A 23,110-nucleotide genomic window follows, 5' to 3' on the forward strand; every position below is an offset into this window, starting at 1 on the left:
GGCCCCTCGGCCGCGGCCGAGGCCCCGGTGCCCGCTGCGCCGCGCGGACCGGCGGCCAGGTCCGGTGCGGCCCCGCGCTCGGTCTCGGCCCCGCGCTCTGCGAAATCCCCTCCGACCGCCGCGTCCGGGGCGGCGACGTCGAGGACGGAGGCGTACGGCGCGCCGGGCATGGGCTCGGGCCCCGGGTAGGCGGCGTGGGAGAAGTACTCGACGGCGCCGATCGCCTGGCCCAGGTTGTTCGAGAGCGCGAAGAACTCACCGGCGACGGTGATCTGGGTGGCGTGGGCGGCCATCGCCATGGCCTTGCGCCCCAGCACGGCGGAGACGTCCTGGGCGACCGCGATGGGCGCCTGCGCCGGGAAGTTCGCGGGCGCCGGGGCGGGGTCGAAGCCGGTGAGCTCGAACCCGGGCCGTGTCGGATCGAACGCGGCGGCCACGGCCTCGGCCGGGGTCTCGACGAAGAGCAGCGTGGGCTCGATGCGCCCGCGCAGGCCCGCGAGCGCGGCCACGACCGCCTCGTGGACGCGCCGGTGGTCCGGGTGGCCGTAGCCGCCATCGGCGGCGTACGTGATGACGAGGTGCGGGCGGATCTCCTCGACGACCGCGCGGATGAGCGCGGCGGGCGCCTCGGCGGGTGCGCGGCACAGGGCGCCGGGGGGCATGTGCCGCGGGGCCCGGGCGTGGCCATCGGGGCCCCACTCCATGCCGGAGTCCTCGAAGCGGCCGGCCACGGAGGCGAGGAAGCGGTGATCGGCCACCCCGAGCGCCGCCATCGCGCGGGCCAGCTCCCCCTCGCGGTGCGCGGCCAGGCCCGCGCGATCGCCCTCGAGGTGCTGGTGCGCGGCGCCGATCACCTCGCCGCCCTCCCCGCGCGAGGCGGTGAGCAGCGTGACCTGGGCGCCCGCGTCCACGAGCTGGGCCATCGTGCCGCCCGTCGTGATCGACTCGTCGTCCGGATGGGCGTGGACGAACAGCGCGCGCACCGGGCCGCTGCGGGCGGCAGCGCTCATGCGTTCTGGCGGCGGCGCGCGTTGAACAGCTTCTGGCGCTCCTTCGCGTCGAGCGCGACCTTGCGGATGCGCACGGCGCCGGGCGTGACCTCGACGCACTCGTCGTCGTTGGCGAACTCGAGGCTCTCCTCGAGCGTGAGCCTGCGCGGCGGCGTGAGGTTCTCGAAGGTGTCCGCCGTCGACGAGCGCATGTTCGTCAGCTTCTTCTCCTTCGTGATGTTGACGTCCATGTCATCGGCGCGCGAGTTCTCGCCCACGACCTGGCCCTCGTAGACCTCGCTGGTGGGCTCGACGAAGAACGTGCCGCGCTCCTGCAGGTTGATCATGGCGTAGGGGGTCACGACGCCGGCGCGGTCGGCGACCATGGAGCCCGCGGTGCGGAACTCGATCGCGCCGGCCCACGGGGCGTAGCCCGCGCTGATGGAGTTGGCGATGCCGGTGCCGCGGGTCTCGGTGAGGAAGCGGGTGCGGAAGCCGATGAGCCCGCGGGCGGGGACCTTGAACTCCATGCGCACCCAGCCGGTGCCGTGGTTCGACATGGTCTCCATGCTGCCCTTGCGCGCGGCCATGAGCTGGGTGACGGCGCCCAGGTGCTCCTCGGGGACGTCGATCGTCATGTGCTCCATGGGCTCGGAGAGGACTCCGTCGATCTCGCGGGTGACGACCTGCGGCTTGCCGACGGTGAGCTCGAAGCCCTCGCGGCGCATCTGCTCGACGAGGATGGCCAGTGCCAGCTCGCCGCGGCCCTGGACCTCCCACGCATCGGGGCGCTCGGTGGGCAGCACGCGCAGCGAGACGTTGCCCACGAGCTCCTGGTCGAGGCGGTCCTTGACCATGCGGGCCGTGACCTTCGTGTTCTTCTCCCGGCCGGCCAGCGGCGAGGTGTTGATGCCCACCGTCATGGAGATCGCGGGCTCGTCCACCGTGATGGGCGGCATGGGCTTGGGGTTCTCGAGGTCGGTGATCGTATCGCCGATCATGATCTCCGGGATGCCCGCGATCGCGACGATGTCGCCGGCCTTCGCGGACTCCGCGGGCACGCGCTTGAGGCCCTGCGTCTCGAGGAGCTCGGAGACCTTCGCCTGCGCGATCGTGCCGTCGGACTTCGCCCAGCCCACCTGGGCGCCCTTGCGCAGGGTGCCGCCGTAGATGCGCAGGAGCGCGAGGCGGCCCAGGAACGGCGAGGCGTCGAGGTTCGTCACGTGGGCCTGGAGGACGTCGTCGTCGTTGATCTCCGGGGCCGGGATGTGCTCGAGGATCGTGGCGAAGAGCGGCTCGAGGTTGTCATTGGCAGGCGCGTCGCCGTCGGCGGGCTGGGTCGTGGAGGCGGCACCCACCTTCGCGGCGGCGTAGACCGTGGGGACGTCGAGCACCGCGTCGACGTCGAGGTCCGGGTGGTCCTCGGAGAGGTCGCTGGCCAGGCCCAGGAGCAGGTCCTGGGTCTCCTCGACGACCTCGTCGATGCGCGCGTCGGGGCGGTCGGTCTTGTTGATGACGAGGATGACCGGCAGCTTCGCGGCCAGCGCCTTGCGCAGCACGAAGCGGGTCTGGGGCAGCGGGCCCTCGGAGGCGTCGACGAGGAGGACGACCCCGTCGACCATGGACAGGCCGCGCTCCACCTCGCCGCCGAAGTCGGCGTGGCCCGGGGTGTCGATGACGTTGATGACGATGGGCTGGTCCCCGGCCGAGGGGCCGTTGTAGAGCACCGAGGTGTTCTTCGCGAGGATCGTGATGCCCTTCTCGCGCTCCAGGTCGCCGGAGTCCATGACGCGGTCCGCGACCTCGCCGTGGTCGCCGAACACGCCCGTCTGGCGCAGCATGGCGTCCACGAGCGTGGTCTTGCCGTGGTCGACGTGCGCGACGATGGCCACGTTGCGGAGGTCGGAACGGCGCGAAGAATTGTCAGTCATCGATTCCCTTACTGGATGAGGCAGAGGCGGCGGGGCGCCGCGAAGACGGCGCGGCAGGCGCGCCCAACCCCACCAGTATAGGGGCCCGCCGGGATTCGCCCAGCCGGGCCCGCGCCGCCGCTGCCCCGCGCCTCAGCCGGCGAGGTCCTCGCTGGCCGCGACGAGCATCGCATCGCGCGCCTCGCGGCGGCGGCGCTGCTCGTCGGGGTCCGGCACGGGCACGGCCGCGATGAGCCGCTGGGTGTACGGGTGGACTGGGTGGGACACGATGTCGCTCGAGGGGCCCACCTCCACGAGGTAGCCGTGGCGCATGACCGCGATCCGGTTCGACAGCATCTCCACGACCGCGAGGTCGTGGGTGATGAAGAGGCTGGCGAAGCCGTACTCCTCCTGGAGCTGGCTGAACAGCGCCAGGACCTTCGCCTGGACGGAGACGTCGAGGGCGGAGGTCGGCTCGTCGGCGATGAGCAGGCGCGGCTTGAGCGCGAGCGCCCGGGCGATGCCGATGCGCTGGCGCTGGCCGCCGGAGAGCTCGTGCGGATAGCGGTTGCGCATGGAGGTGGGCAGCTCGACCGATTCGAGCAGGCCCTCCACCCGGGAGCTCAGCTCGGCGCCCTTGAGCCCGTCGTGGAGGTAGAGCGGCTCCCCGATGCTCTCGCCCACCGGCAGGCGGGGGTTGAGCGAGGAGCCGGGATCCTGGAAGACGATGCCCACATCGCGCCGGTACTGGCGCAGCTGCTTCGAGCTCATGCCCGTGATGTCGACGCCGTTGATCTCGATCGTGCCCTCGACGACGGGCAGCAGGCCCAGCGCCGCGCGGCCGATCGTCGTCTTGCCGGAGCCGGACTCGCCCACGAGGCCCACGACCTCGCCGGGGGCGATCGTGAGGTTGACGTGGTGGGCCGCCCGGAAGGCCGGCGTGCGGCCCACCTTCGGGTACTCCACCGCGGCGTCGGTCAGCCGCAGGGCGGGCTCGCCCGTCAGCTCGGCCTCCGAGCCCGGGTGGTAGATCGTCTCCGTCGAGTCAAGCGAGACGGACGCCGGGCGCCACGCCTGACCGCCGGATGCTCCGGGCTCGCCTGCGGCGTGGGAGCCCTCCGCAGTGGGGGCCGCGGTTCCAGCGGCTCCGCCCGCGGCGGCCGAGGCGCCCGAGGCGGGGGCATCCGCGGGGCCCTCGCCGCGCTCGGCGGCCAGCGTCTGGGCGACGACCTCGACGTCCTCGGCACTCGAGCCGAACGTCGTCTCGCTGCCACCGCCCAGGTGGGGCACGGAGGCCAGCAGCTGCTTCGTGTAGTCGTGCTGCGGGTCGCCGAAGATCTGCGCGGCGGTGCCGGCCTCCACGGCGCGCCCGTTGCGCATGACGAGGATGTAGTCGGCCATGTCCGCCACCACGCCCATGTCGTGGGTGATGAGGATGATGCCCGAGTCGATCCGCTCGCGCAGGTCGCGCATGAGCTTGAGGATCTCCGCCTGGACCGTGACGTCGAGGGCCGTTGTGGGCTCGTCGGCGATGAGCAGGTGGGGATCGCAGGCGAGCGCCTGGGCGATCATGATGCGCTGGCGCTGGCCGCCGGAGAGCTGGTGGGGGAAATGGTCGAAGCGGCGCTCGTAGTCCGGGATCTCGACGAGCCGCATGAGCTCGAGCGCGCGCTCCTTGGCCTCCGCCGGGCCCACGTTGAAGTGGGTGCGCAGCGTCTCGACGATCTGGAAGCCCACGGTGTATACCGGGTTGAGCGCGGTCATGGGCTCCTGGAAGATCACGGAGATCTCCTTGCCCCGGATGCCGCGCATCTGCTCCTGGGGCATCCCGATGAGCTCCCGGTCGCCCAGCTTGGCCGAGCCGCTGGCGCGCCCGTTGGGCGGCAGCAGCCCGATGAGCGACATCGACGACTGGGACTTCCCGGACCCGGACTCACCCACGATCGCCAGCACCTCGCCGGCATGGAGCGTGTAGTCGAGGTCCTCGGCGGCGGTGAACCACTCGTCGCCCACCCAGAACCGCACGCCCAGGCCGCGGACGGTGAGGATCGGCTTCTTGCCGCCGGCGCCGGACTGTGCGCCAGTGCTGCCCTGTGCGCCAGTGCTGCCCTGCGCGCCGGTGCTGCCCTGCGCGTTCTCTGCCGTGCTCACTGGCCGTCCTTCCGCTCGTCGTCGATGCTCCGGCGCCGCTCGCCGCGCGTGCTGCCGTCTCCCGTGCCGCCGGGCGTGAACGGGCCCGCGAGGTTCGCGGAGCTCGCCAGCAGGCGGTCGGCCCTGGCCATCTTGCGGGCCGAGGGGATCTTGCGCTGGCGCGGGTCGAAGGCATCGCGCAGGCCGTCGCCGATGAAGTTCACCGCGAGCGCCACGATGATGATGAACAGGCCGGGCCACCAGAACAGCCAGGGGCGGGTGGCGAACGAGCCCTGGTATTCGTTGATGAGCTGGCCAAGCGAGACGTCCGGGGCGTGGACACCGAAGCCCAGGAAGCTCAGCGCCGTCTCCAGCACGATCGCCTGGCTCATCATGAGCGTCGTGTTGACGATGACGACGCCCATGGCGTTGGGCAGCATGTGCTTGAACATGATCCGGAAGTCGCTGGCCCCGGCCACGCGGGCCGAGTCGACGAACTCCCGCTCGCGCAGGGAGAGGAAGTCGCCGCGCACGAGACGTGCCAGGGTGGGCCACAGGATGAGGCCCAGCACGAACGCCAGCAGCGGCGGGTTGGCGAGGTGGCCGGCGAGCACGCCGAGGATCGCGCCCACGACGATCGTGGGCAGCATGATGAAGCCGTCGGTCACGCGCATGAGCGCGTTGTCGACCCAGCCGCGGTAGTAGCCGGCCAGCGCGCCCACGACGACGCCGACGACGAGCAGGGTGGCGCCCATGATGAGCATCATGAGGATCGACACCTGCACGCCCTTGAGCACGCGAGCGAAGTTGTCGCGGCCGATGTCGTCCTGGCCGAACGGGTGCTCGCCCAGCGAGAACGGGTTGGACAGGTGCCACGTGGGCGCGCCGCCGTTCATGACGTCGGAGCTGTTGTAGAAGTTGTACTTCCACCAGCCCGGGATCGGGCCCATGCCCACCGCGGTGAAGGAGAAGACGATGACGATGATGAGCAGCACCAGGCTGATCATCGCGCCCTGGTGGCGGAGGAACTTGCGCAGGACGATCTGGCCCTGCGACATCCCCGCGGTCTCGCGGCCCTCGATCGAGCCGCTCGTGTCCGGCAGTGCGCCCTCGCTGACGGAGGGGTCCTGAAGTGGTGCGCTCATGCTGTCACCCGAATTCTGGGATCGAGGATTCCGTAGACGAAGTCGGCCACGACGTTCGCGAGGATGGATAGGATGCCGACGATGAGGATGTAGGCCATGATCGGGTCGATATCGGCCTGGTGCAGGCCGTCGGCGAACATCTTGCCCATCCCCGACCAGCCGAAGACGGTCTCGGTCATGACCGCGCCGCCGATGATCGTCATGAGGTCGACGGGCACGACCGCCGCGAGCGGCAGCAGCGCATTGCGCATCGCGTGACGCATGATGACCGTGCGCTCGCTCAGGCCCTTGGCCCGTGCGGTGCGGATGTAGTCCTGGTTCATCACCTCGAGCATCGACCCGCGCGTATAGCGCGTGTACGTGGCGAACGAAATGAGGATGAGGGCGATCGACGGCAGGATGAGGTGGGTGTAGTTGTCCACCGTGTGGATCCAGAAGTTGCCCTCGAGGCCCGGCTCCCCCGCGCCGATCGTACGGATGGGGCGCCCGGAGATCTGCGACATCTTCGAGTACTTCGCCCAGTACTGCATGGCCTGGTCGATGAAGATGACGACGCCGGCGATGAGGGCGACGATGCCCGCCGTGCGGGCCGACTGCCACTTGTCCGGCCCGCCGAAGGCCAGGCCGATGCCCACGCCCACCGCGATCGCGAGGATCGTCAGGAGGGCGATGAGCCACACCGTGGGGTTGTAGAAGTGATAAAACCACTGCATCCCGTAGTAGACGGCGCCGCCCATGACCACGGCCGTGGTGAGGGCCGCATAGAGGGAGCGGCGGTTGTTCAGGCCCGTCGACAGGTGGGTGACGAGGACGGCGGCGCCTAGCGCGATGACGAGCGAGCCCACGAGCCCCAGGCCGGGGTGCTGCAGCCAGCCCGAGGTGAAGACGTAGGTGAGCGCCGCGAACGTGATGACCGTGGCCGCCGCGAGGTTGATGAGCCGCCGGCGCAGCGAGCCCGCCATCGCGCCCATCCAGAACAGCCCCGCGGCGATCGAGATGACGATGATGAGCGGCCAGTTGGGCCGGGGGTGCTGGAGGTAGTTGTTGAAGCTGATGGAGCCGTACTGCTTGAGGAGCACGGCCACCCAGAACACCGGCAGCGAGTACATGAGGAACGTGACGAACGTGATGACGTAGTCGAACGTCGTGTACTGCCGCAGCGCGGAGATGAGGCCCACGACCACGCCGATGAGGATCGCGACGATCGTCGCGGCGAAGACGAGCTTGAGCGAGGTGCCCACGGCGCCGGGAAGCATGTCGAGGACCGTCTGGTGGGTCTTCCACGATGAGCCCAGGTTGCAGCGGCCGATGAAGCAGCCGCCCACGCCGCCCAGCCACCACAGGTAGCGCAGCGGCGAGGGCACGTCGAGGTGGAGCTGCTGGGTCCGCGCCGCCATGTCGGCCTCCTTGTTCGGAGACGTCGAGGTGCGCAGCTCCTGCAGGGGGTCGATGGCGAGGTCGGTGAGCACGTAGAGCAGGAACGTCACGACGATGAGGACGAGCACCGACGACGCGATCCGCTTGGCGAGGAATTTGATCATAGGGATTCTCTCTGACACGCCTCAGGCGGGGCGGCCCGCAGGCCGCCCCGCCCAACGCGGGGACGATGAGTCACGCAGCTCCGCTTCGCCTTACTGCATCTTCCACTCGTAGTAGTTCCAGAACAGGGTGGGGGCAACCGTGATGTTGTCGATGCCCGAGAGCTGCTCGCGGTACGAGGTGATCGACGGGAACTGGAAGAGCGTGATGCCGAAGGCGTCGTCGACGAGATGCTTCTCGATCTGGCCCTCGAGCTCCGCCTGCTTGCCCGTATCGAGCTCCTGGCCGAGCTGATCGTAGAGCTTGTCGACGTCCTTGTTCGAGTACTTGCCGAAGTTGTTCTGTCCGGTTGACGTGAAGTTGGCCTCCGACTCCGTCACCGTCGTCGAAGTCGACTGCCAGCCGAACAGCGAGGCATCGTAGCGGCTCGTGTCGGGCAGGTGCTCGCTCCACTGCGCGTCGCCGCCGTCGACGACCTCGAAGCCCGCCTGGTCGCCGGCCTCCTTGATGAGCTGGAACTCCTGCTGGCGGCGCGCATTGTCCTTCGCGTACATGACGCGCACCTTGGGCTTCGAGGCGCTGGCCTCCTGGAGCAGCTTCTTGGCCCCCTCGAGGTCCTGCTGACCGTACATCTGCTCGATGCCGTTTTCCTTGACGATTTGGTCGTAGCTCGGCGAGCCCGGGACCTGGATGAAGGAGTTGCGGACCTTCGCGGAGTCGTTGAGCGGCTTGATGATGTCGTTGACGATCTTCTCGCGCGGCATCGCCTTGAGGAACGCCTGGCGGACCTTCTTGGCCTTCGCGGCGTCCCCGCCATAGGTCTTCGGGTCGAAGGGCCCGCCGTTGGCCATCGCCAGGTCGACGTGCTCGTAGGTCGCGTCGTCGCCGGTGTCCGTCTTGACGCCGTCGATCCCCTGGACCTGCTTGAGGATGTCCGCGGTGGCCTGCGGCTGGATCGCGTCGACCTCGCCGTTCTGCAGCGCCTGGACCGCGGCGGTCGGGTCCTCGTTGTAGCGAACCGTGACCTTCTTGATATTGGGCTTGCGGTCACCCTCGTAGTTGTCCCGGCGCGTCAGGGTGACGTACTGGTTCTCCTTGTACTCGGTCATCTCGTAGGGGCCGGTGGTGACGAGGAGGTCCTTGTCGCTGGGCAGCTTCGTGAAGTCGAAGCCGGTGTTCCACGTGTTCGCGATCTTCGTCAGCGACTTGTTGTCCTTGTCCTTGAACGCCTTGAGGACCGCGTCGTTGCCCTTCTGGGCGTCGTCGGTGCCCAGGGCCTTCTTCGCGACGATGTGCGCGGGCAGGCCGCCATCCGTGAGAGCCAGGTTCGCCTCCCAGTCCGCGAACGGCTTCGGGTAGCTGAAGGTCACTTCCTTGTTGTCCGAGCTGATTTCCGGGAAGTCCTTGATCCGCGCCACCTGGGGGTCCGCAGCATTGAAGACGACGTTCTCGCCCTTCTGCTTCTTGACGTTGCCCTCGTCGTCAGACGCCTTGTCCGCATCCTTCGTGTTGAAGTTCCCGCTACGAGCACCCCAGGCCAGCACGAGGTCCGCCGCCGAGTACGGCGTGCCGTCGGACCACTTGGCCTTGTCGCCGATCGTGTACTTGACCTTCAGCGGGTCGTCCGAGACCTTCTCGATCTTGCCGAAGCCCTCGTTCTCCTGAAGCTTCAGATCCGGGTCGTAGTACTTGAAGGAGTCGTTCATCATGTACACGAGATTCGAGTTCGCCGTGGCGTTGCCGGTGTTGGACTCATTGTTCATCGAGAAGAACGGCTGGTTCCACATGACCTTGACTTCGGCGTCCTGGTTGCCCGAGCCGCCCTCATCCGACGAGTCGGCGCCGTTGTTGGGGCTGCAGGCGGACAGCAGCATAGCCGTGGCGAGCACTCCGGCTCCGGCGGTGAGGAGGTGCTTCTTCACGTGTTCTCCATTCGTCAGGACGCGCGGACTGCGCAGTCCGCGGTGGAAGTCGTTCCGGCGCCCGCGCGCCTCCCAGAATGGGAAAACCGTGAACGCCTCATGCATGTTGCATGGACTGCCCATAACGGTAAGCCCTGGGGACGTGACCGGGTCCACACTCTGGACGTTGTGACCCGATTGTTACCAAGCGTGCTTGAGGCGCGCACATCGCGGGCCGGCAGCGGCCCCACTAGACTCAGCCGCATGTCAGAGCACCCGGTGTACGAGCCGACGGGCGGGCCCCGCGCCGCGCCCGAGGCCGTTCGCACGCACCGCGCGCGGGTGCTGGCGGTCGGGGCGGGCGCGGTGGCGGCTGTCGTCGCAATCGCGCTGTTACTCAGCGTCCCGCTCCCCCGCGCCCTGGCCCTCCTGGGCTTCCCCATCCTCGTCGGAGTCCTCGCCTGGGCGCTCTACTGGCGTCCCCGGGTGGAACTCGACCCGGACGCACTCACTTTCGTCGACGTCGTGCGCACCGCCCGGATCCCCTGGGCCGAGGTGCGCGACTTCGATGTGCGCTTCGGGCTGCGGGTGAACACGGTGGGCGGGCGAGCGCTCGCCGCGTGGGCGCTGCCGGCCGCCGGCCGGCGCGCGGTTGCCCGCGGCTCCGAGGCGAACGCCGGCGCGGGCGGGGCCGGTGGGCAGTCCGCGCCCGCCCCCATTCCCACCGGCCGGAGCCTGCGCGGCGAGCTGCGGCCGCACATGCCGCCCAGCCTGCAGCGCGTCCTCGACTACCGCCGCCTCGCGGCGTCCGGCGCCGCGCCTCGGGCGCAGGGCATCGAGACGCACTGGCACTGGGGCACCCTTGCCGCCTTCGCGGCCGCGCTGGCGTGGGCGGGGATCGCGCTCAGCGCCGTCTGAGGACGCGGGCGCGCCGGCTCACCAGCCGCGCTCGCGCCACTGCGCCAGGTGCGGGCGCTCGGCGCCCAGCGTCGTGCCCTCCCCGTGGCCGGGCAGCACCGTCACGGCGTCGTCCAGCCGGGCGAAGACCCGGTCCCCCAGGTCGTCCATGAGCGAGGCGAAGTCCGCCTCGCTCCACGTCTTGCCGGGCCCGCCCGGGAACAGCGAGTCGCCGGAGAAGAGCACCTCCCTGCCCGAGGAGTCGCGCAGGAGGAACGCGATGGAGCCCGGCGTGTGCCCGCGCAGGGCGATCGCCTCGAGCGAGAAGCCGTCGAAGTCGAGCACCTCGGCGTGGTTGACCGGCACGTCGATGACCGCCCCGGTCTCCGCCTCGATCGCCTCCGCATCCGCGGCGCCGGCGTACGCGGTGACTCCCTCGCCGGCGACCTCCGCGAGCGCGCGCACGTGGTCCCAGTGGCGATGGGTCGTGAGCACCGCGGTGAGCGGCCGGCCGGAGCCCGCGGCGATGAGGTCCGCGATCGCGTCCGCGTCATCGGCGGCGTCGATGAGGACCTGCTGCCCGGAGGCGTTCGCGGTGATGAGGTAGACGTTGTTGGCCATGTCGGACACGGAGATCCAGCGGATCGTGACGTCGGCGAGTTCGAGCTGTTCCATGCTTCCTCCGGTGGGGTCCCGGCGCGTCGCTGCGCGGGGCTCGGGGCGTGGGCCGCGGCAGGCACCGCGTGGATCCCCGGGCGCCGCTGCCGCAGGCTTCACCCTAGCGCGCGGATGTGACAGCCTGGGGGCAGGCGCGCAGCCGCGCCGCGGACGAGGGAGCCGTACCCGCCCAGCGCAAAGACGGCCGGAAGGCAGACATGCTGTGGTTCGTCCTCATCCTCTCCGGGCTCGGTGAGCCCCTGTGGGCCCTGGCCCTCGCGCTGCGCGGCCGCCAGCTTCTGCTGCGTGCGGGGCTCTTCCTCGTGGGCGCCGGCGTCTCCATGGGCGGGCTCGCCTGGGCGCTGAGCGCCATCCCCGTCTCCGTCGGCTACGCGGTCTGGGTGGGCGTGGGCGCCGCCGCGACCTTCGGCCTCAGCGTGGCGCGCGGCCAGGACCGCCTCACGCTGCTGCGCGCGGGGTTGGTCGTCATGCTGCTGGGCGGCGTCGTCGGGCTCAAGGCGGTGAGCTGATGGGCCGGCGCGAGCGCCCGGCCGCCGGGGCGCGCGGCCGCATCGGCGCACTGGCGCGCAGCCGTCCCGCGGTGCTCGCGGTCCTCGTGCTCGCCGCCGCGTGCGAGGCGGTCTGGGCCCACGCGCTCGGCGGCGGGCTGCGCTCCGCGACGGCCGGGATCGCGTTCGGCTGCGCGCTCTTCGCCTCCTTCGCGGGCCTGGCCTGGGCGATGCGCACCATTCCCATGGGGACCGCCTACGCGATGTGGACCGGCCTGGGCGCCGCGCTCACCGCCGCGTGGGGCTTTGCGGACGGCGAGCCGTTCTCCTTCGGCAGGGCGGCGGGCATCGCCGTCATCGTCGTGGCGGTGGCCGGCCTCCAGCTCACCGCCGGCCGCGGGGCGGGGCCTCGGGAGGCCCGTGCAGCAGGCGGTCGGGCAGCGCCCCACCGTGACACAGCACCCGGCGATGACGCAGCACCCCACCGTGACGCAGCGCTGCGAAGTGGCAAAGCACCTCACGGTGCAGCAGCACCCGGCGCCGAGGCACCGGACCAGCACGGCCCGGACACGGCCTGAGGCGGCACTGCCGTCAGGGCCGCCGCAGCCTCACCACGCGCCGCGCGTGTACTGCGGCGGGTACGGGGCGGCGCGCCAGTCGAGGCCAAGCTCGTGGGCAGCCCGCTGGGGCCACGAGGGCTCGCGGAGCGCCGCGCGCGCCAGGAGGACCACGTCTGCCTCGCCCGTGACGAGCAGCGTTTCCGCCTGCTGGGGGCTCGTGATGAGCCCCACCGCACCCACCGCGGCGCCCGCGGCGGCGATCTCCCCGGCCAGTGGGACCTGATAGCCGGGGCCCACGGGGATGTCGGCGGGGACGTTGCCGCCGGAGGAGACGTCGACGAGGTCGACCCCGGCTTCCTGCATGAGGACGCTGAGCTCGACGGCCTCGTCGATGCCGAAGCCGCCGTCGACCCATTCGCTCGCGGAGATCCGCACGAGCACGGGCACGTCGTCGCCGACGGCCTCCCGCACTGCCGCGATGACCTCGAAGAGCAGGCGCGAGCGGCCGGCGAGGTCCCCGCCGTAGGCATCGGCCCGGCGGTTCGACAGCGGGGAGAGGAACTGGTGGAGCAGGTAGCCGTGGGCGGCGTGGATCTCCACGGTGTCGAAGCCGGCCCGCATCGCTCGGCGCGCGCCGGCGGCGAACGCGGCCACGACCTCGGCGATCCCGGCCGCGTCCAGCTCGGCCGGCTCCGCCAGCCCCGGGTAGGCGACGGTGCTGGGACCAACAGACTGCCAGCCGCCCTCCGCGGCGGGGACCGTGCCCGTGGGCTCGCCTGCGAACGGCCGATAGGTGCTGGCCTTGCGCCCGGCGTGGGCGAGCTGCACCCCGATCGCGGCCCCCTGCCCGTGGACGAAGTCGACGATCCGGGCCCACGCGCCGGCCTGCTCGTCGTTCCAGATGCCCGCGTCCTGCGGGGAGATCCGCCCCTCGGGCGCGACGGCGGACGCCTCCGTGATGATGAGGCCGAAGCCGCCCTGGGCGCGGGCGCCCAGGTGCACGAGGTGCCAGTCGCCGGGCATGCCGTCGCGGGCCTCGCACGAGTACTGGCACATGGCGGCGAGCCACGCGCGGTTGCGCACGCTCAGGCCGCGCAGGGCGATGGGCTCGAACAGGCGGGGTGCGGTGGGCATGGGGCGTCCTCTCGAGGGTGCGGCGGCGGGCCGCGGTGGGTCGGCGGAACCGCGCGAGGCGGTGGTGACGTGCAGCGGTTCAGTCGTGGGCTGCGAGGTGGCGCTCGAGGCGCTCGGCGACGAGCTCCGGGTGCTCGACCATGACGAGGTGAGCCGCATCCGGGATGACGGCGAAGGAGGCTCCCTCGACCCGGGCCGCGAGCGCCTCCATGTCCTCGGGCGTGTTGCCCAGGTCCTGCGCGCCGGCGAGGAAGAGCGCGGGCGCGGCGATCGACTCGACGCGGGCGTCCGCATCGAAGCGGGCGAGCGCCCGGCAGCAGGCGATGTAGGCGCGGTCGTCGGTGCGGCGCAGCATCTCGAGCACCATGGGACCGGCGGCGATGTCCTCGTCGACGAAGCCCGCGGCGAACCAGCGGTCCGCGGTGTCCGGGATGAGGGAGCCGGTGCCGTCGGCGGCGACGTCGGCGATCCGCGCCTCCCATGCCTCGGGGGTGCCGAAGCGGGGGCCCGCACACAGCACGCTCAGGGAGGCGAGGCGGTGCGCGTGCTCGGCGCCGAGCACCAGGCCGGCGCCGCCGGAGATCGAGCACCCGGCGTAGTGGAAGCGCTCGCGGCCCAGCTCGTCCGCGACGGCCACGGCCCCGGCGGCGATGTCCTCGACGGTCAGCGAGTCCGGCACCCGGTCCGCGCGCGCGGCGTCCTGGCCGTGGCCGGGCAGGTCGAGCAGGGCGACCGTGTAGTCGTCGGCGAAGCGGTAGGCGACGCCTGCCCACACCTCCGCCGAGGTGCCCAGCGGCGGGCCGAGGACCAGCAGCGGGGCTTCGGGGGCGGGTTCGTTGACGAGCGTGTAGGCGGGCATGGCCCCACTCTAGCGACGGCGGCGGCTCCGGCGACGGCGGCGGCCGGTGCGCTGAGGTGCCGCGGGCCCACTGCCACCGAGCTCGCCTACGCCAGCGTGCCGCCTGATTCGGCCAGGTAGCAGCGCGGGCACAACGACTCGTAGGCCACGTCGAGGCCGTCGATGGCGACCTGGTCACCGGCGAAGACGAATCGCCCGTCCACTCGGCGGCCGTTGAACATGGCCTTGCGCCCGCACCGGCAGATGGTCTTGAGCTCCTCGAGCGTGTGGGCGATCTCGAGCAGCCGGGCCGAACCCGGGAACGCCCGGGTCCGGAAGTCGGTGCGGATCCCGTAGCACATGACGGGCACGCGGCGCAGGGTGGCGATCCGCATGAGGCCGTCCACCTGCGCCGGGGTGAGGAACTGCGCCTCGTCGATGAGGAGGCAGGCGACGGGCGCCACCGGCACGTCGAGGCTCTCGAGGAGGGCATCGTGGTCGACGTAGCCCGCGACGTCGGCGAACAGCTCCTCGACATCGGCCTGCGCGCCGATGAGGAAGTCCGCGGTGCGCGCCACCCCGAGGCGCGAGACGACCTCCGCCGCGCCCTTCGTGTCGATCGCGGGCTTGGCGAGCAGCACGCGCTGCCCGCGCTCCTCGTAGTTGAACGCCGCCTGCAGCAGCGCCGTCGACTTCCCCGAATTCATCGCCCCGTACCGGAAGTACAGCTTGGCCACCGGCGGCTCCCTCCCCGCGCCGTGCGCGGACTCACAGTGTGCGCCTCACCACTGACCGCGGGGCTCGGCGGCTGCGCGCCCCGGAGGCACGTGCGCTCCCGGGCCGCGGGCCCGCTCGATCCTACCGGCCCGCCGCCGGGCCGGCCCACGCAGCCGGTCCCGCCCGCGGCCGCCCGCCCCGCGCGTCCGCGGACTGGGACCGGGGCGGGCGGCGAGTAATAGACTGGGCGGCGGAATCACCAAGTCCTCACCCAACAGATCTGGAGTGGTCACCCCCATGGCGAAGATCATGTACACCCGCACCGACGAGGCGCCGCTCATGGCGACGCACTCGCTCAAGCCCATCCTCGAGGCCTTCGCCACCACCGCCGGCGTCGAGGTCGAGACCCGCGACATCTCCCTGGCCGCCCGCATCCTCGCCCAGTTCCCCGACTACCTGCCCCAGGACCGCCAGCAGGACGATGCGCTGGCGGAGCTCGGCGAGCTCACGCAGAGCCCCGAGGCCAACATCATCAAGCTGCCCAACATCTCCGCCTCCGTGCCGCAGCTCAAGGCCGCGGTCAAGGAGCTCCAGGGCCAGGGCTACGCGATCCCCGACTACCCGGACGAGCCCAAGACGGACGAGGAGAAGGACGCCCGCGCGCGCTACGACAGGGTCAAGGGCTCCGCGGTCAACCCCGTGCTGCGCGAGGGCAACTCGGACCGCCGCGCGCCCAAGGCCGTGAAGAACTTCGCCAAGGCCCACCCGCACTCGATGGGCGAGTGGTCGAAGGACTCGCAGACGCAGGTGGCCACGATGGGCCACGACGACTTCCGCACGAACGAGCAGTCCGTCGTCATGGACGCCGACGACACGCTCCAGATCCGGCTCGTCACCGACCACGGCACGACCGTGCTCAAGGAGTCGCTGCCCGTCCTCGCCGGTGAAGTCGTCGATGCGACGTTCATCAGCGCGAAGGCCCTCGACGCGTTCCTCACGGAGCAGATCGCCGCCGCCAAGGAGGCCGGCGTGCTCTTCTCCGTCCACCTCAAGGCCACGATGATGAAGGTCTCCGACCCCATCCTCTTCGGCCACGTCATCAAGGCGTTCTTCCCGGAGGTCTTCGACCGCTACGGCGAGCAGCTCTATGCCGCGGGGCTCACCCCGGACAACGGCCTGGCCGGCATCCTCGCGGGCCTCGACGCCCTCGATCCGGAGGTCGCCGCGGGCGTGAAGGAGGGCATCGAGAAGGGCCTCGCCGACGGCCCCGAGCTCGCGATGGTCAACTCCGACAAGGGCATCTCGAACCTCGCGGTGCCCTCCGACGTCATCGTCGATGCCTCGATGCCGGCGATGATCCGCATCGGCGGCAAGATGTGGGGCCCGGACGGCAAGGAGGCGGACACGCTGGCCGTCATCCCCGACTCCAGCTACGCCGGCATCTACGCGGCCACCGTCGAGGACTGCAAGGCCAACGGCGCGTTCGACCCCTCGACCATGGGCTCGGTGCCCAACGTGGGGCTCATGGCGCAGAAGGCCGAGGAGTACGGCAGCCACGACAAGACGTTCGAGATCCACGAGGACGGCACGGTCGAGGTCGTCAACGCGGCCGGCGACGTGCTCATGAGCCACGCCGTGGAGCCCGGTGACATCTGGCGCGCCTGCCAGACGAAGGACGTGCCGATCCGCGACTGGGTGAAGCTCGCCGTGACCCGCGCGCGCCTGTCCGAGACCCCCGCGGTGTTCTGGCTCGACGAGACCCGCGCGCACGACCGCAACCTCATCGCGAAGGTCGAGGAGTACCTGGGCGAGCACGACACGAACGGCCTCGACATCCGGATCATGGACCCGGTGGCCGCCACGAAGCTCTCCCTTGAGCGCATCCGCCGCGGGGAGGACACGATCTCCGTGACGGGCAACGTGCTGCGCGACTACAACACGGACCTCTTCCCCATCCTCGAGCTGGGCACCAGCGCGAAGATGCTCTCCGTCGTCCCGCTCATCGCCGGCGGTGGCCTGTTCGAGACGGGAGCGGGCGGTTCGGCGCCCAAGCACGTCCAGCAGCTGCTCGAGGAGAACCACCTGCGGTGGGACTCCCTGGGCGAGTTCTTCGCGATCGCGGAGAGCCTGCGCCACCTGCTCAACACGGAGGACAACAAGCGCGCCGGCGTGCTCGCCGCGGCGCTCGACGAGGCCACGGGCACCTTCCTCAACGAGAACCGCTCCCCCTCGCGCACGGTCGGCGAGATCGACAACCGCGGCTCGCACTTCTACCTGGCCCTCTACTGGGCCGAGGAGCTGGCCAAGCAGACCGAGGACGCGGAGCTCGCCGAGGCGTTCGCCGAGGTCGCCAAGCGCCTGCGGGAGAACGAGGACACGATCACCGCCGAGCTCCTGGGCGTCCAGGGATCGCCCGTGGAGCTGGGCGGCTACTACGAGCCGGACACGGAGAAGGTCAACGCGGTCATGCGGCCGTCGAAGACCCTCAACGAGATCATCGGCACGCTCGCGAAGGAAGACGTGTGAGCCGTCCCGACGACGCGATCTCCGGCGACGACGCGCTGGCCGAACTCGACGCGCTCGATGCGCGCGAGTCCGGCGGCGCGCCCCGCACGGGCGAGCCCGCACGGCGCGGCGGCGCACCGGCGCCGCGGCCGCGCGGTGAGGCGGCGCCCCGCGTGCGCTCCTCGCCGATCTCCACGGGCATGTGGATCGCGCTCATCATCAGCGCGCTGCTGCTCGTCCTGCTGCTCGTGTTCGTGCTGCAGAACAACGTGCCGGCGAACATCCACTTCCTGGGCTGGTCCTTCACGCTGCCGCTGGGCGCCGCGATCCTCTTCGCCGCGATCGCGGGCGTGCTGCTGGCCGGGGCGATCGGCTCGGCGCGCATGTTCCTCGTGGGCCGCCGCCGCAAGCGCGCGGCCCAGGCCCAGGCCGGGGCCGCGGCGCGGCCCGGCCGCTGAGCCGAGGCGCTGGGCCCCGCCCGCGCTAGGCCCCCAGCAGCTCCATGAGCTCGCGGGCCACGGCCCGCCCGGCCCGGTTGGCCCCGATCGTCGAGGCGGTGGGGCCGTAGCCGGGCAGGTGGATCCGGTGATCGCGGGCCACCCGGGTGGCGAGCCTGCCGTCCATGCGCACCCCGCCGCCGGGCTCGCGCTGGCGCAGAGGCGCCAGGTGGTCGAGCCGGAAGCGGAAGCCGGTGCACCACAGGATCGCGTCGAAGGCCTCGGTCTGTCCCGGCCGAGCATCGCCGGGCCCCTGCACGACGCCGGCCCCCGTGAGCGCTGCGAACATGGGCCGGGCGGTGAGGATGCCGGCCGCGCGCGCCGCGCGCAGGCCCGGGGTGAGCGGCAGTGCGGTGTTCGAGACCACGGAGCCGGGCCGTTCACCGCGGCGCACCCGCTCCTCGACGCGCGCGATGACCGCGTGGCCGAGCTCCGGGGTGAACTCCCGGTCCGTGAACTCCGGCGGCCGGCGGGTGAACCAGGCGACCTCGGCCACCTGGGCGATCTCCTGGAGCAGCTGCACCGCGGAGATCCCCCCGCCCACGACCGCCACCCGCTGCCCGGCGAACTCGCCCGGTGAGCGGTAGTCGTGCGTGTGCAGCTGCCGCCCGCCGAACGCCGCTGCGCCCGGGTAGTAGGGCACATAGGGCCGATCCCACGTGCCCGTGGCGCTCACCACCGCGTCCGCGCGCAGTGCGCCCGGCCCGGCCGGAGTGCGCAGCTCCAGGCGCAGCGCGCCCGCGTCCTCGCGCACCCGGTCCACGCTGACCGGCCGGTGAGCGCGCAGGCCCAGCCGCTCCTCGTAGGCGGCGTAATAGGCGGGCACCGCCGCCGAGGCGCGGATCGAGTCCGCCGCGATGCCCGCCTGCGCCATGGGCAGGCCCGGCAGGTCGTTGATGCGGTTGACGTTGGACAGCGTGAGGCTGGGCCAGCGGTGCTGCCAGGCCCCGCCGGGCGCCGGATTCTCGTCGAGCAGCGCGAAGTCCCGGCCCGACTCCAGGCCCCTGCGCTGCAGGTGGTAGGCCGCGGACAGCCCGGCCTGCCCCGCGCCGATGACGGCGACCCGCACGGCATCCGGAAGCGGTGCGGCACCGCCACTGGCCACGGGGCGCGGCGGGCCGTCCTGCTGCGCGCGGCTCATCCGCGCCACCCGCTCTTGCACAGGGCTTGGTACCGTGAGCCCCGATCAACGCCCCCATGGGCCGCCCGCCTCACCGGGCGCCTGCCGAAAGGAGTCGCCGTGTACCTCATCGTCGTTCGCTTCCCCGTCAAGCCGGAGTATGCGCAGGCGTGGCCCGAGCTGTCCGCGGCGTTCACCCGGGCCACCCGCGCGGAGCCGGGCAACCTGTGGTTCGACTGGTCGCGCAGCCTGGACGATCCGAGCGAATACGTGCTCGTCGAGGGCTTCGCCGACGACGAGGCGGCCGCGGCGCACGTGAGCAGCGCGCACTTCGCGACGATGCAGGACGAGTTCCCGCAGTACCTCGTGGCCACACCGCGCATCATCTCCCGCAAGGTCGAGGGCAATGACTGGGAGGAGATGGGCGAGCTCTCCGTGGGGTGACGCCTCACGGTGCGCCCGCCTCCCCGTGGGCCCCCGGGCCGGTCCCGCTCACGTCGATGTGGGAGCTCAGCTGCGCATCGGCGCCGTGGTGCAGGGTCCGCGAGACCGTGCAGTAGCGCTCATGGGCGAGGTCGAGCACCCGGCGGGCGCGCTCGGCGGTGCGGGCCTCGCCCCCGGGCCCCGCGGCCAGCCGCAGGCGGGCTTCGAGGCCGAGGTCGGCCAGGGTGTTCTCCCCGTCGGCCCCGCTCTGGTGCCGGGCGCGCGCGGTGAGCTCGAGGAGCTCCGGCTCCCCCGCGCGGCTCAGCGGCTCCTCGACGGTCGCGGCCATGCAGCCGGCCAGCGCGGCGAGCAGCAGCTCCGCCGGGCTCAGCAGGCCGTCCGCGGTCCCGAATTCCACGGCTGCCCCGCCGGGTGCCTGCGCGCGCAGCCTGCCGGGTCCCGTGCGCGTGACGGTCACCGAGCTGAGCGCACCGGGTTCGCCGCCCGCGGAGCGCTGCTGCGCGCGCGGGCCATCCGGCTGCACCGGGTCTGCGCCCGTGGCGGGCTGCGTGTCGTCCATGCCGCTCATTGTGCCGCGAACCGGCTCGGAGCGCTCCGCCGGGGCGCGGCGGCCCCGGCGGCGGGCGCTCAGCGGATGCGCGGGGCGGCGGCGCGCAGCGCGCCGGGCAGCGCCTCGGCGCGCAGCCGCACGATGCCCGGCACCGCCTCGCCGTCGAGCTGGACGGGCTGGGGTGTGAGCGGCTCGACGACTACGGTGCGCGCCCGCGCGCGGCGCAGCGGGTGCGCGCCTGTCCCGCGGGCCGCCGCCGCGTCGCCCGCGCGCTCGGGAGACTCACCGGCGCGGGAGTGTTGCCCCCTCAGTGCGGGGCCTCCCGCGCCGCGCCCGGGCAGGGCGCTCGCGGCCACCGCCGCCCAGTCGGCCCAGCGGCCCACCGGCGAGGTGCGCGGACAGCAGGCGAGGAGGTCGAGCGCACCGTCGTCGGCGCGGCCGGGGAAGGCGCGCAGCGGGGCGGGCAGCCCGGGCCCCAGGCCGGCCAGGAGGCTCCACGCGCGCACGCTCGCCTCCTCCCCTGCCCCCTCGGCGGCCTCCCACCGCACGTGCGCGGTGAATGGTGCGGCGCCCAGCAGCGGCACGCCGGCCAGCGGATAGGCCAGCCACCGCGTGCCCGCATGTCCCAGCACGCGGATTGCCGTGCGCCGGCGCATCCGCATGATCGTGCGCGCGTCGTGGCCCATGCCGGCCGCGGTGAGGAAGATGCGCGTCTCCCGGTGGTCGTCCCCGCGGCCGCGGGTCAGCTCGGCGCGCCCCGCGTCCACGCGGCGCACCGGCGCCGCGAGCAGGGCCTCCAGCGGAGTCCGCCGGGTGATGCCGAGCGCCCCGGCGAACAGGTTCGCCGTGCCTGTGGGGATGGGCACCAGCACGGGCAGGGGCGCGGCGCCCGGCGCCTCGGGGGCAGAGGAGGGCGGGGCAGCGGCTGCCGCATCCTCACCGCAGCCCAGCAGGCCCTGGGCGCACGCGCGCAGCGTGCCGTCCCCGCCCACCACGGCAAGCGCCTGCACCCCGCGGGCGGCCAGGCGCGCGGCCTGGGCCGCGCCCGGACGAACCGGCGTGGTGAGCGCGAGCTCCCACGCGATGCCGCGGTGGTCGAGGAGCGCGCACAGCGCCCGCACGCGCGAGCGCGCGGCCGGGTGGATGGGATTGAGGACAATCCCCCACCGCGGCCGCGCGCTCATGATCGGGCTCCCGTGCTCACGGGGTCGGCAGGCTCACGGGTTCGGCGTGCTCACAGGTACCGGCGCGCCCCGGCGAACTCGCCGCGCGAGTCCCAGTCCCGCCAGTCGGAGACCTTCACCGACGTCGAGGCGTTGGGCGCGTGGATCATCTTGCCGTCGCCGATGTACATGCCGACGTGGTGGACGCTGCCGGTGCCGCCCGGCTGGGCGAAGAAGAGCAGGTCACCGGGCTGCAGCTCGGACGTGGAGACCGCCTTGCCCGCCTTAAACTGCGGGCCGGAGTCGCGCGGCAGCTCGATGCCGTGGGCGCGGTAGACGGAATAGGTGAAGCCGGAGCAGTCGAAGCCGTAGGCCGAGGTGCCGCCCCACAGGTACCTGAGGCCCGTGAACTGCTTGGCGGTCGCTACGAGCTCGGCCGGCTTGGGTGCCGGGACCGGCTCGCCGTGGGCGCGCACATCCACATCGGCGGACTTCGCCCACGCCTTGGAGCCGTCGGGCAGGCCCACGCGCACCTCGTCGTCCGTGCCGGCCAGGGCCGGCAGCTCGGTGTTGAGCGGCACCTCGATGCCCGAGTCGTCCTTCGCCCCCGGGTTCGGGCGCAGGCGGGTGGCCTTCGCGGTGACGGTGGCGACCGCGGCGGACTCGGCCTGCTCGGCGTAGTCCTTGTTGTCGAGCAGCTGCTTGGCCGGCAGCCACGCCTCGTAGCCGTGCTCGGCGCCGGGCGCGGGCTCGCGGGCCACGCCCACCTTCGCCCAGGAGCCCTTCGTCGCGAGGACGGTGACCGCGTCGCCGTAGAGCGCCTGGGTCTCCGTGCGACCGGTGAGCCCACGGCGCAGCTCGGTGGTCTTCAGCGCCTTCGTCCAGGCCGCGATGTCCGCGGGGTTGCCCAGCGCCGGCCGGTCGACCTTGCGCGGCGCGCTCGGCGACTTCCACAGCGTGGCGACGGGCACCGCCACGTAGGCCGTGTCGCCGGCGGAGATGCCGCGGCCGGCCTTGACGGTGGGCGCTGCCGGCGCCGAGTCGTCGCTCGAGGCCGGCTGCAGGACATCGGGCCGGTCGACGGCGGTGAGGCCGCCCTCGTCCTCCGTCTGCGCGGGGCTGGGCTGGCCGGGGCTCGCGGGCGCGCCCGTCGTCGGCATCCCGCTCGCGGCGGGCCCGGTGGTGGGCTGCGCGCTCGGATTGGCCGGGACGGCGGTGCCGGTGGCGGTGGCCGAGGCGCTGGCCGCGGCGGTGCCCGCGCTCGGGGCGTTCGTACTGGCTGCTACGGCGGGGAGGACCGTCAGGGCCGTGCCGAGGGCGACGGCACCGGCGATGGTGCTCCGCACCGCGATTGTTCGCGTGTGCATCGGTGTCCTTCCAGAGAACTGGTGGGAAGCGGGACAGTGACTCGAGTTTACCTCCGCGCTCCACAGGATCGGCACAGTTGCGCCCTGTCAGCGGGCCAGGCGGCGGGGCTTTCATGATGGTGCACACACTCCTCACACCCCCTTAGGCAGGCAGCGATGAAGAAGCTCACGACAACCCTGGCAGGCATTGCGGCGGCCGGCGCCGGCATCCTCGGCCTGGCCGCGGTGCCCGCCACGGCGCAGGCGGGAGGGCCCCAGGCGGCCTCGATCGCCCACGTGCGCGCGGCGGTGCTGCCGCAGGCCGAGGTGCGCTCCGGCTCGAAGTCCGCGAAGACCGGCACGGACTCGGCAGACGGCGCGGATGACGATGTGGTAACGATCGGCGGGTCCGGCGCGTCGCCGGACCTCATGGCGCTGCTCGAGGCGCCCGCCCGCGCCGCCGCGGGCACCGTCACGACGGCCGCCGGCACCGTGAGCGTCTCGGTGACCCGGGCCGCCGCCGCGGCGGGCGACCCGGCCGCAGTGGCCGCCTGAGCGC

At 72.3% G+C, this 23,110-nt stretch carries 21 protein-coding genes; 7 read left to right on the forward strand and 14 right to left on the reverse strand.

Annotated elements, in window-relative coordinates:
* The 6 genes from GSY69_RS07090 to GSY69_RS07115 form a co-directional block, all read right to left on the reverse strand.
* The coding region (locus GSY69_RS07090; protein ID WP_160953174.1) for a PIG-L family deacetylase at window positions 1-1,010 on the reverse strand (1,010 nt) is incomplete at its 3' end.
* Entirely contained in the window at window positions 1,007-2,920 is a 1,914-nt protein-coding gene (gene typA, locus GSY69_RS07095; RefSeq protein WP_160953175.1) for a translational GTPase TypA, read from the reverse strand. The genes GSY69_RS07090 and typA, both read right to left, overlap by 4 nt.
* Before the next feature lie 132 nt (window positions 2,921-3,052).
* On the reverse strand, window positions 3,053-4,924 hold the full coding sequence (locus GSY69_RS07100) for a dipeptide ABC transporter ATP-binding protein (RefSeq protein ID WP_407925014.1): 1,872 nt from the start codon (window positions 4,922-4,924) through the stop codon (window positions 3,053-3,055).
* A 122-nt stretch (window positions 4,925-5,046) separates the two neighbouring features.
* Complete coding sequence (locus GSY69_RS07105) at window positions 5,047-6,174, reverse strand: ABC transporter permease (protein ID WP_160953177.1); 1,128 nt, start codon at window positions 6,172-6,174, stop codon at window positions 5,047-5,049.
* On the reverse strand, window positions 6,171-7,715 hold the full coding sequence (locus GSY69_RS07110; RefSeq protein ID WP_160953178.1) for an ABC transporter permease: 1,545 nt from the start codon (window positions 7,713-7,715) through the stop codon (window positions 6,171-6,173). The genes GSY69_RS07105 and GSY69_RS07110 overlap by 4 nt, the downstream gene beginning before the upstream one ends.
* Before the next feature lie 90 nt (window positions 7,716-7,805).
* Window positions 7,806-9,635: an ABC transporter family substrate-binding protein gene (locus GSY69_RS07115; RefSeq protein WP_160953179.1), complete on the reverse strand. Its 1,830-nt coding sequence runs from the start codon at window positions 9,633-9,635 to the stop codon at window positions 7,806-7,808.
* Window positions 9,636-9,878: 243 nt separating this feature from the next.
* Here GSY69_RS07115 and GSY69_RS07120 point away from each other — a divergent pair, with 243 nt between their 5' ends.
* Entirely contained in the window at window positions 9,879-10,532 is a 654-nt protein-coding gene (locus GSY69_RS07120; protein WP_160953180.1) for a PH domain-containing protein, read from the forward strand.
* A gap of 18 nt (window positions 10,533-10,550) precedes the next feature.
* On the opposite strand, the gene GSY69_RS07125 is transcribed toward GSY69_RS07120, so the two are convergent.
* A complete protein-coding gene (locus GSY69_RS07125) occupies window positions 10,551-11,186 on the reverse strand; it encodes an MBL fold metallo-hydrolase (RefSeq protein ID WP_160953181.1) in 636 nt (211 codons plus the stop codon).
* Between the two features lie 116 nt (window positions 11,187-11,302).
* On the opposite strand from GSY69_RS07125, the gene GSY69_RS07130 reads away from it, so the two are divergent.
* On the forward strand, window positions 11,303-11,698 hold the full coding sequence (locus GSY69_RS07130; protein ID WP_268527211.1) for a DMT family transporter: 396 nt from the start codon (window positions 11,303-11,305) through the stop codon (window positions 11,696-11,698).
* Window positions 11,698-12,255 carry a DMT family transporter gene (locus tag GSY69_RS07135; RefSeq protein WP_160953182.1) on the forward strand — a complete coding sequence of 186 codons (558 nt, stop codon included), beginning with the start codon at window positions 11,698-11,700 and terminating at the stop codon, window positions 12,253-12,255. Before GSY69_RS07130 ends, GSY69_RS07135 begins: the two co-directional genes overlap by 1 nt.
* A 30-nt stretch (window positions 12,256-12,285) precedes the next feature.
* Here the strand turns inward: GSY69_RS07135 and GSY69_RS07140 are convergent, their stop codons facing one another.
* The 3 genes from GSY69_RS07140 to GSY69_RS07150 form a co-directional block, all read right to left on the reverse strand.
* Window positions 12,286-13,371 carry an NADH:flavin oxidoreductase/NADH oxidase gene (locus GSY69_RS07140; protein WP_160953183.1) on the reverse strand — a complete coding sequence of 362 codons (1,086 nt, stop codon included), beginning with the start codon at window positions 13,369-13,371 and terminating at the stop codon, window positions 12,286-12,288.
* 79 nt (window positions 13,372-13,450) lie between these two features.
* Window positions 13,451-14,230 (reverse strand): alpha/beta fold hydrolase, encoded by a 780-nt coding sequence (locus tag GSY69_RS07145; protein WP_160953184.1) that lies wholly within the window; start codon window positions 14,228-14,230, stop codon window positions 13,451-13,453.
* Between the two features lie 86 nt (window positions 14,231-14,316).
* Entirely contained in the window at window positions 14,317-14,946 is a 630-nt protein-coding gene (locus GSY69_RS07150) for a thymidine kinase (RefSeq protein WP_160953185.1), read from the reverse strand.
* Between the two features lie 277 nt (window positions 14,947-15,223).
* On the opposite strand from GSY69_RS07150, the gene GSY69_RS07155 reads away from it, so the two are divergent.
* Together GSY69_RS07155 and GSY69_RS15175 are read left to right on the forward strand one after the other, a co-directional pair.
* Window positions 15,224-17,452 (forward strand): NADP-dependent isocitrate dehydrogenase, encoded by a 2,229-nt coding sequence (locus GSY69_RS07155; RefSeq protein ID WP_160953186.1) that lies wholly within the window; start codon window positions 15,224-15,226, stop codon window positions 17,450-17,452.
* Window positions 17,449-17,889 carry a LapA family protein gene (locus GSY69_RS15175; protein WP_160953187.1) on the forward strand — a complete coding sequence of 147 codons (441 nt, stop codon included), beginning with the start codon at window positions 17,449-17,451 and terminating at the stop codon, window positions 17,887-17,889. Before GSY69_RS07155 ends, GSY69_RS15175 begins: the two co-directional genes overlap by 4 nt.
* A 25-nt stretch (window positions 17,890-17,914) precedes the next feature.
* On the opposite strand, the gene GSY69_RS07165 is transcribed toward GSY69_RS15175, so the two are convergent.
* Window positions 17,915-19,069 (reverse strand): FAD-dependent oxidoreductase, encoded by a 1,155-nt coding sequence (locus GSY69_RS07165; RefSeq protein ID WP_160953188.1) that lies wholly within the window; start codon window positions 19,067-19,069, stop codon window positions 17,915-17,917.
* A 99-nt stretch (window positions 19,070-19,168) separates the two neighbouring features.
* Here GSY69_RS07165 and GSY69_RS07170 point away from each other — a divergent pair, with 99 nt between their 5' ends.
* Complete coding sequence (locus tag GSY69_RS07170) at window positions 19,169-19,492, forward strand: putative quinol monooxygenase (protein WP_160953189.1); 324 nt, start codon at window positions 19,169-19,171, stop codon at window positions 19,490-19,492.
* Window positions 19,493-19,496: 4 nt separating this feature from the next.
* On the opposite strand, the gene GSY69_RS07175 is transcribed toward GSY69_RS07170, so the two are convergent.
* From GSY69_RS07175 to GSY69_RS07185, 3 genes are all read right to left on the reverse strand, one after another.
* The gene (locus tag GSY69_RS07175) at window positions 19,497-20,051 is read right to left on the reverse strand and encodes an OsmC family protein (protein ID WP_160953190.1); all 555 of its coding nucleotides are present in this window, start codon (window positions 20,049-20,051) and stop codon (window positions 19,497-19,499) included.
* A gap of 68 nt (window positions 20,052-20,119) precedes the next feature.
* Complete coding sequence (locus GSY69_RS07180; RefSeq protein ID WP_160953191.1) at window positions 20,120-21,226, reverse strand: diacylglycerol/lipid kinase family protein; 1,107 nt, start codon at window positions 21,224-21,226, stop codon at window positions 20,120-20,122.
* Window positions 21,227-21,276: 50 nt separating this feature from the next.
* The gene (locus tag GSY69_RS07185; RefSeq protein WP_202410913.1) at window positions 21,277-22,572 is read right to left on the reverse strand and encodes a C40 family peptidase; all 1,296 of its coding nucleotides are present in this window, start codon (window positions 22,570-22,572) and stop codon (window positions 21,277-21,279) included.
* A gap of 156 nt (window positions 22,573-22,728) precedes the next feature.
* Between GSY69_RS07185 and GSY69_RS07190 the strand changes: the two genes are divergently transcribed.
* Window positions 22,729-23,106: a hypothetical protein gene (locus GSY69_RS07190; protein WP_160953192.1), complete on the forward strand. Its 378-nt coding sequence runs from the start codon at window positions 22,729-22,731 to the stop codon at window positions 23,104-23,106.
* Window positions 23,107-23,110 lie beyond the last annotated feature (4 nt).

It is taken from the genome of Brevibacterium rongguiense (assembly GCF_009857845.1).
GTDB lineage: Bacteria > Actinomycetota > Actinomycetes > Actinomycetales > Brevibacteriaceae > Brevibacterium > Brevibacterium rongguiense.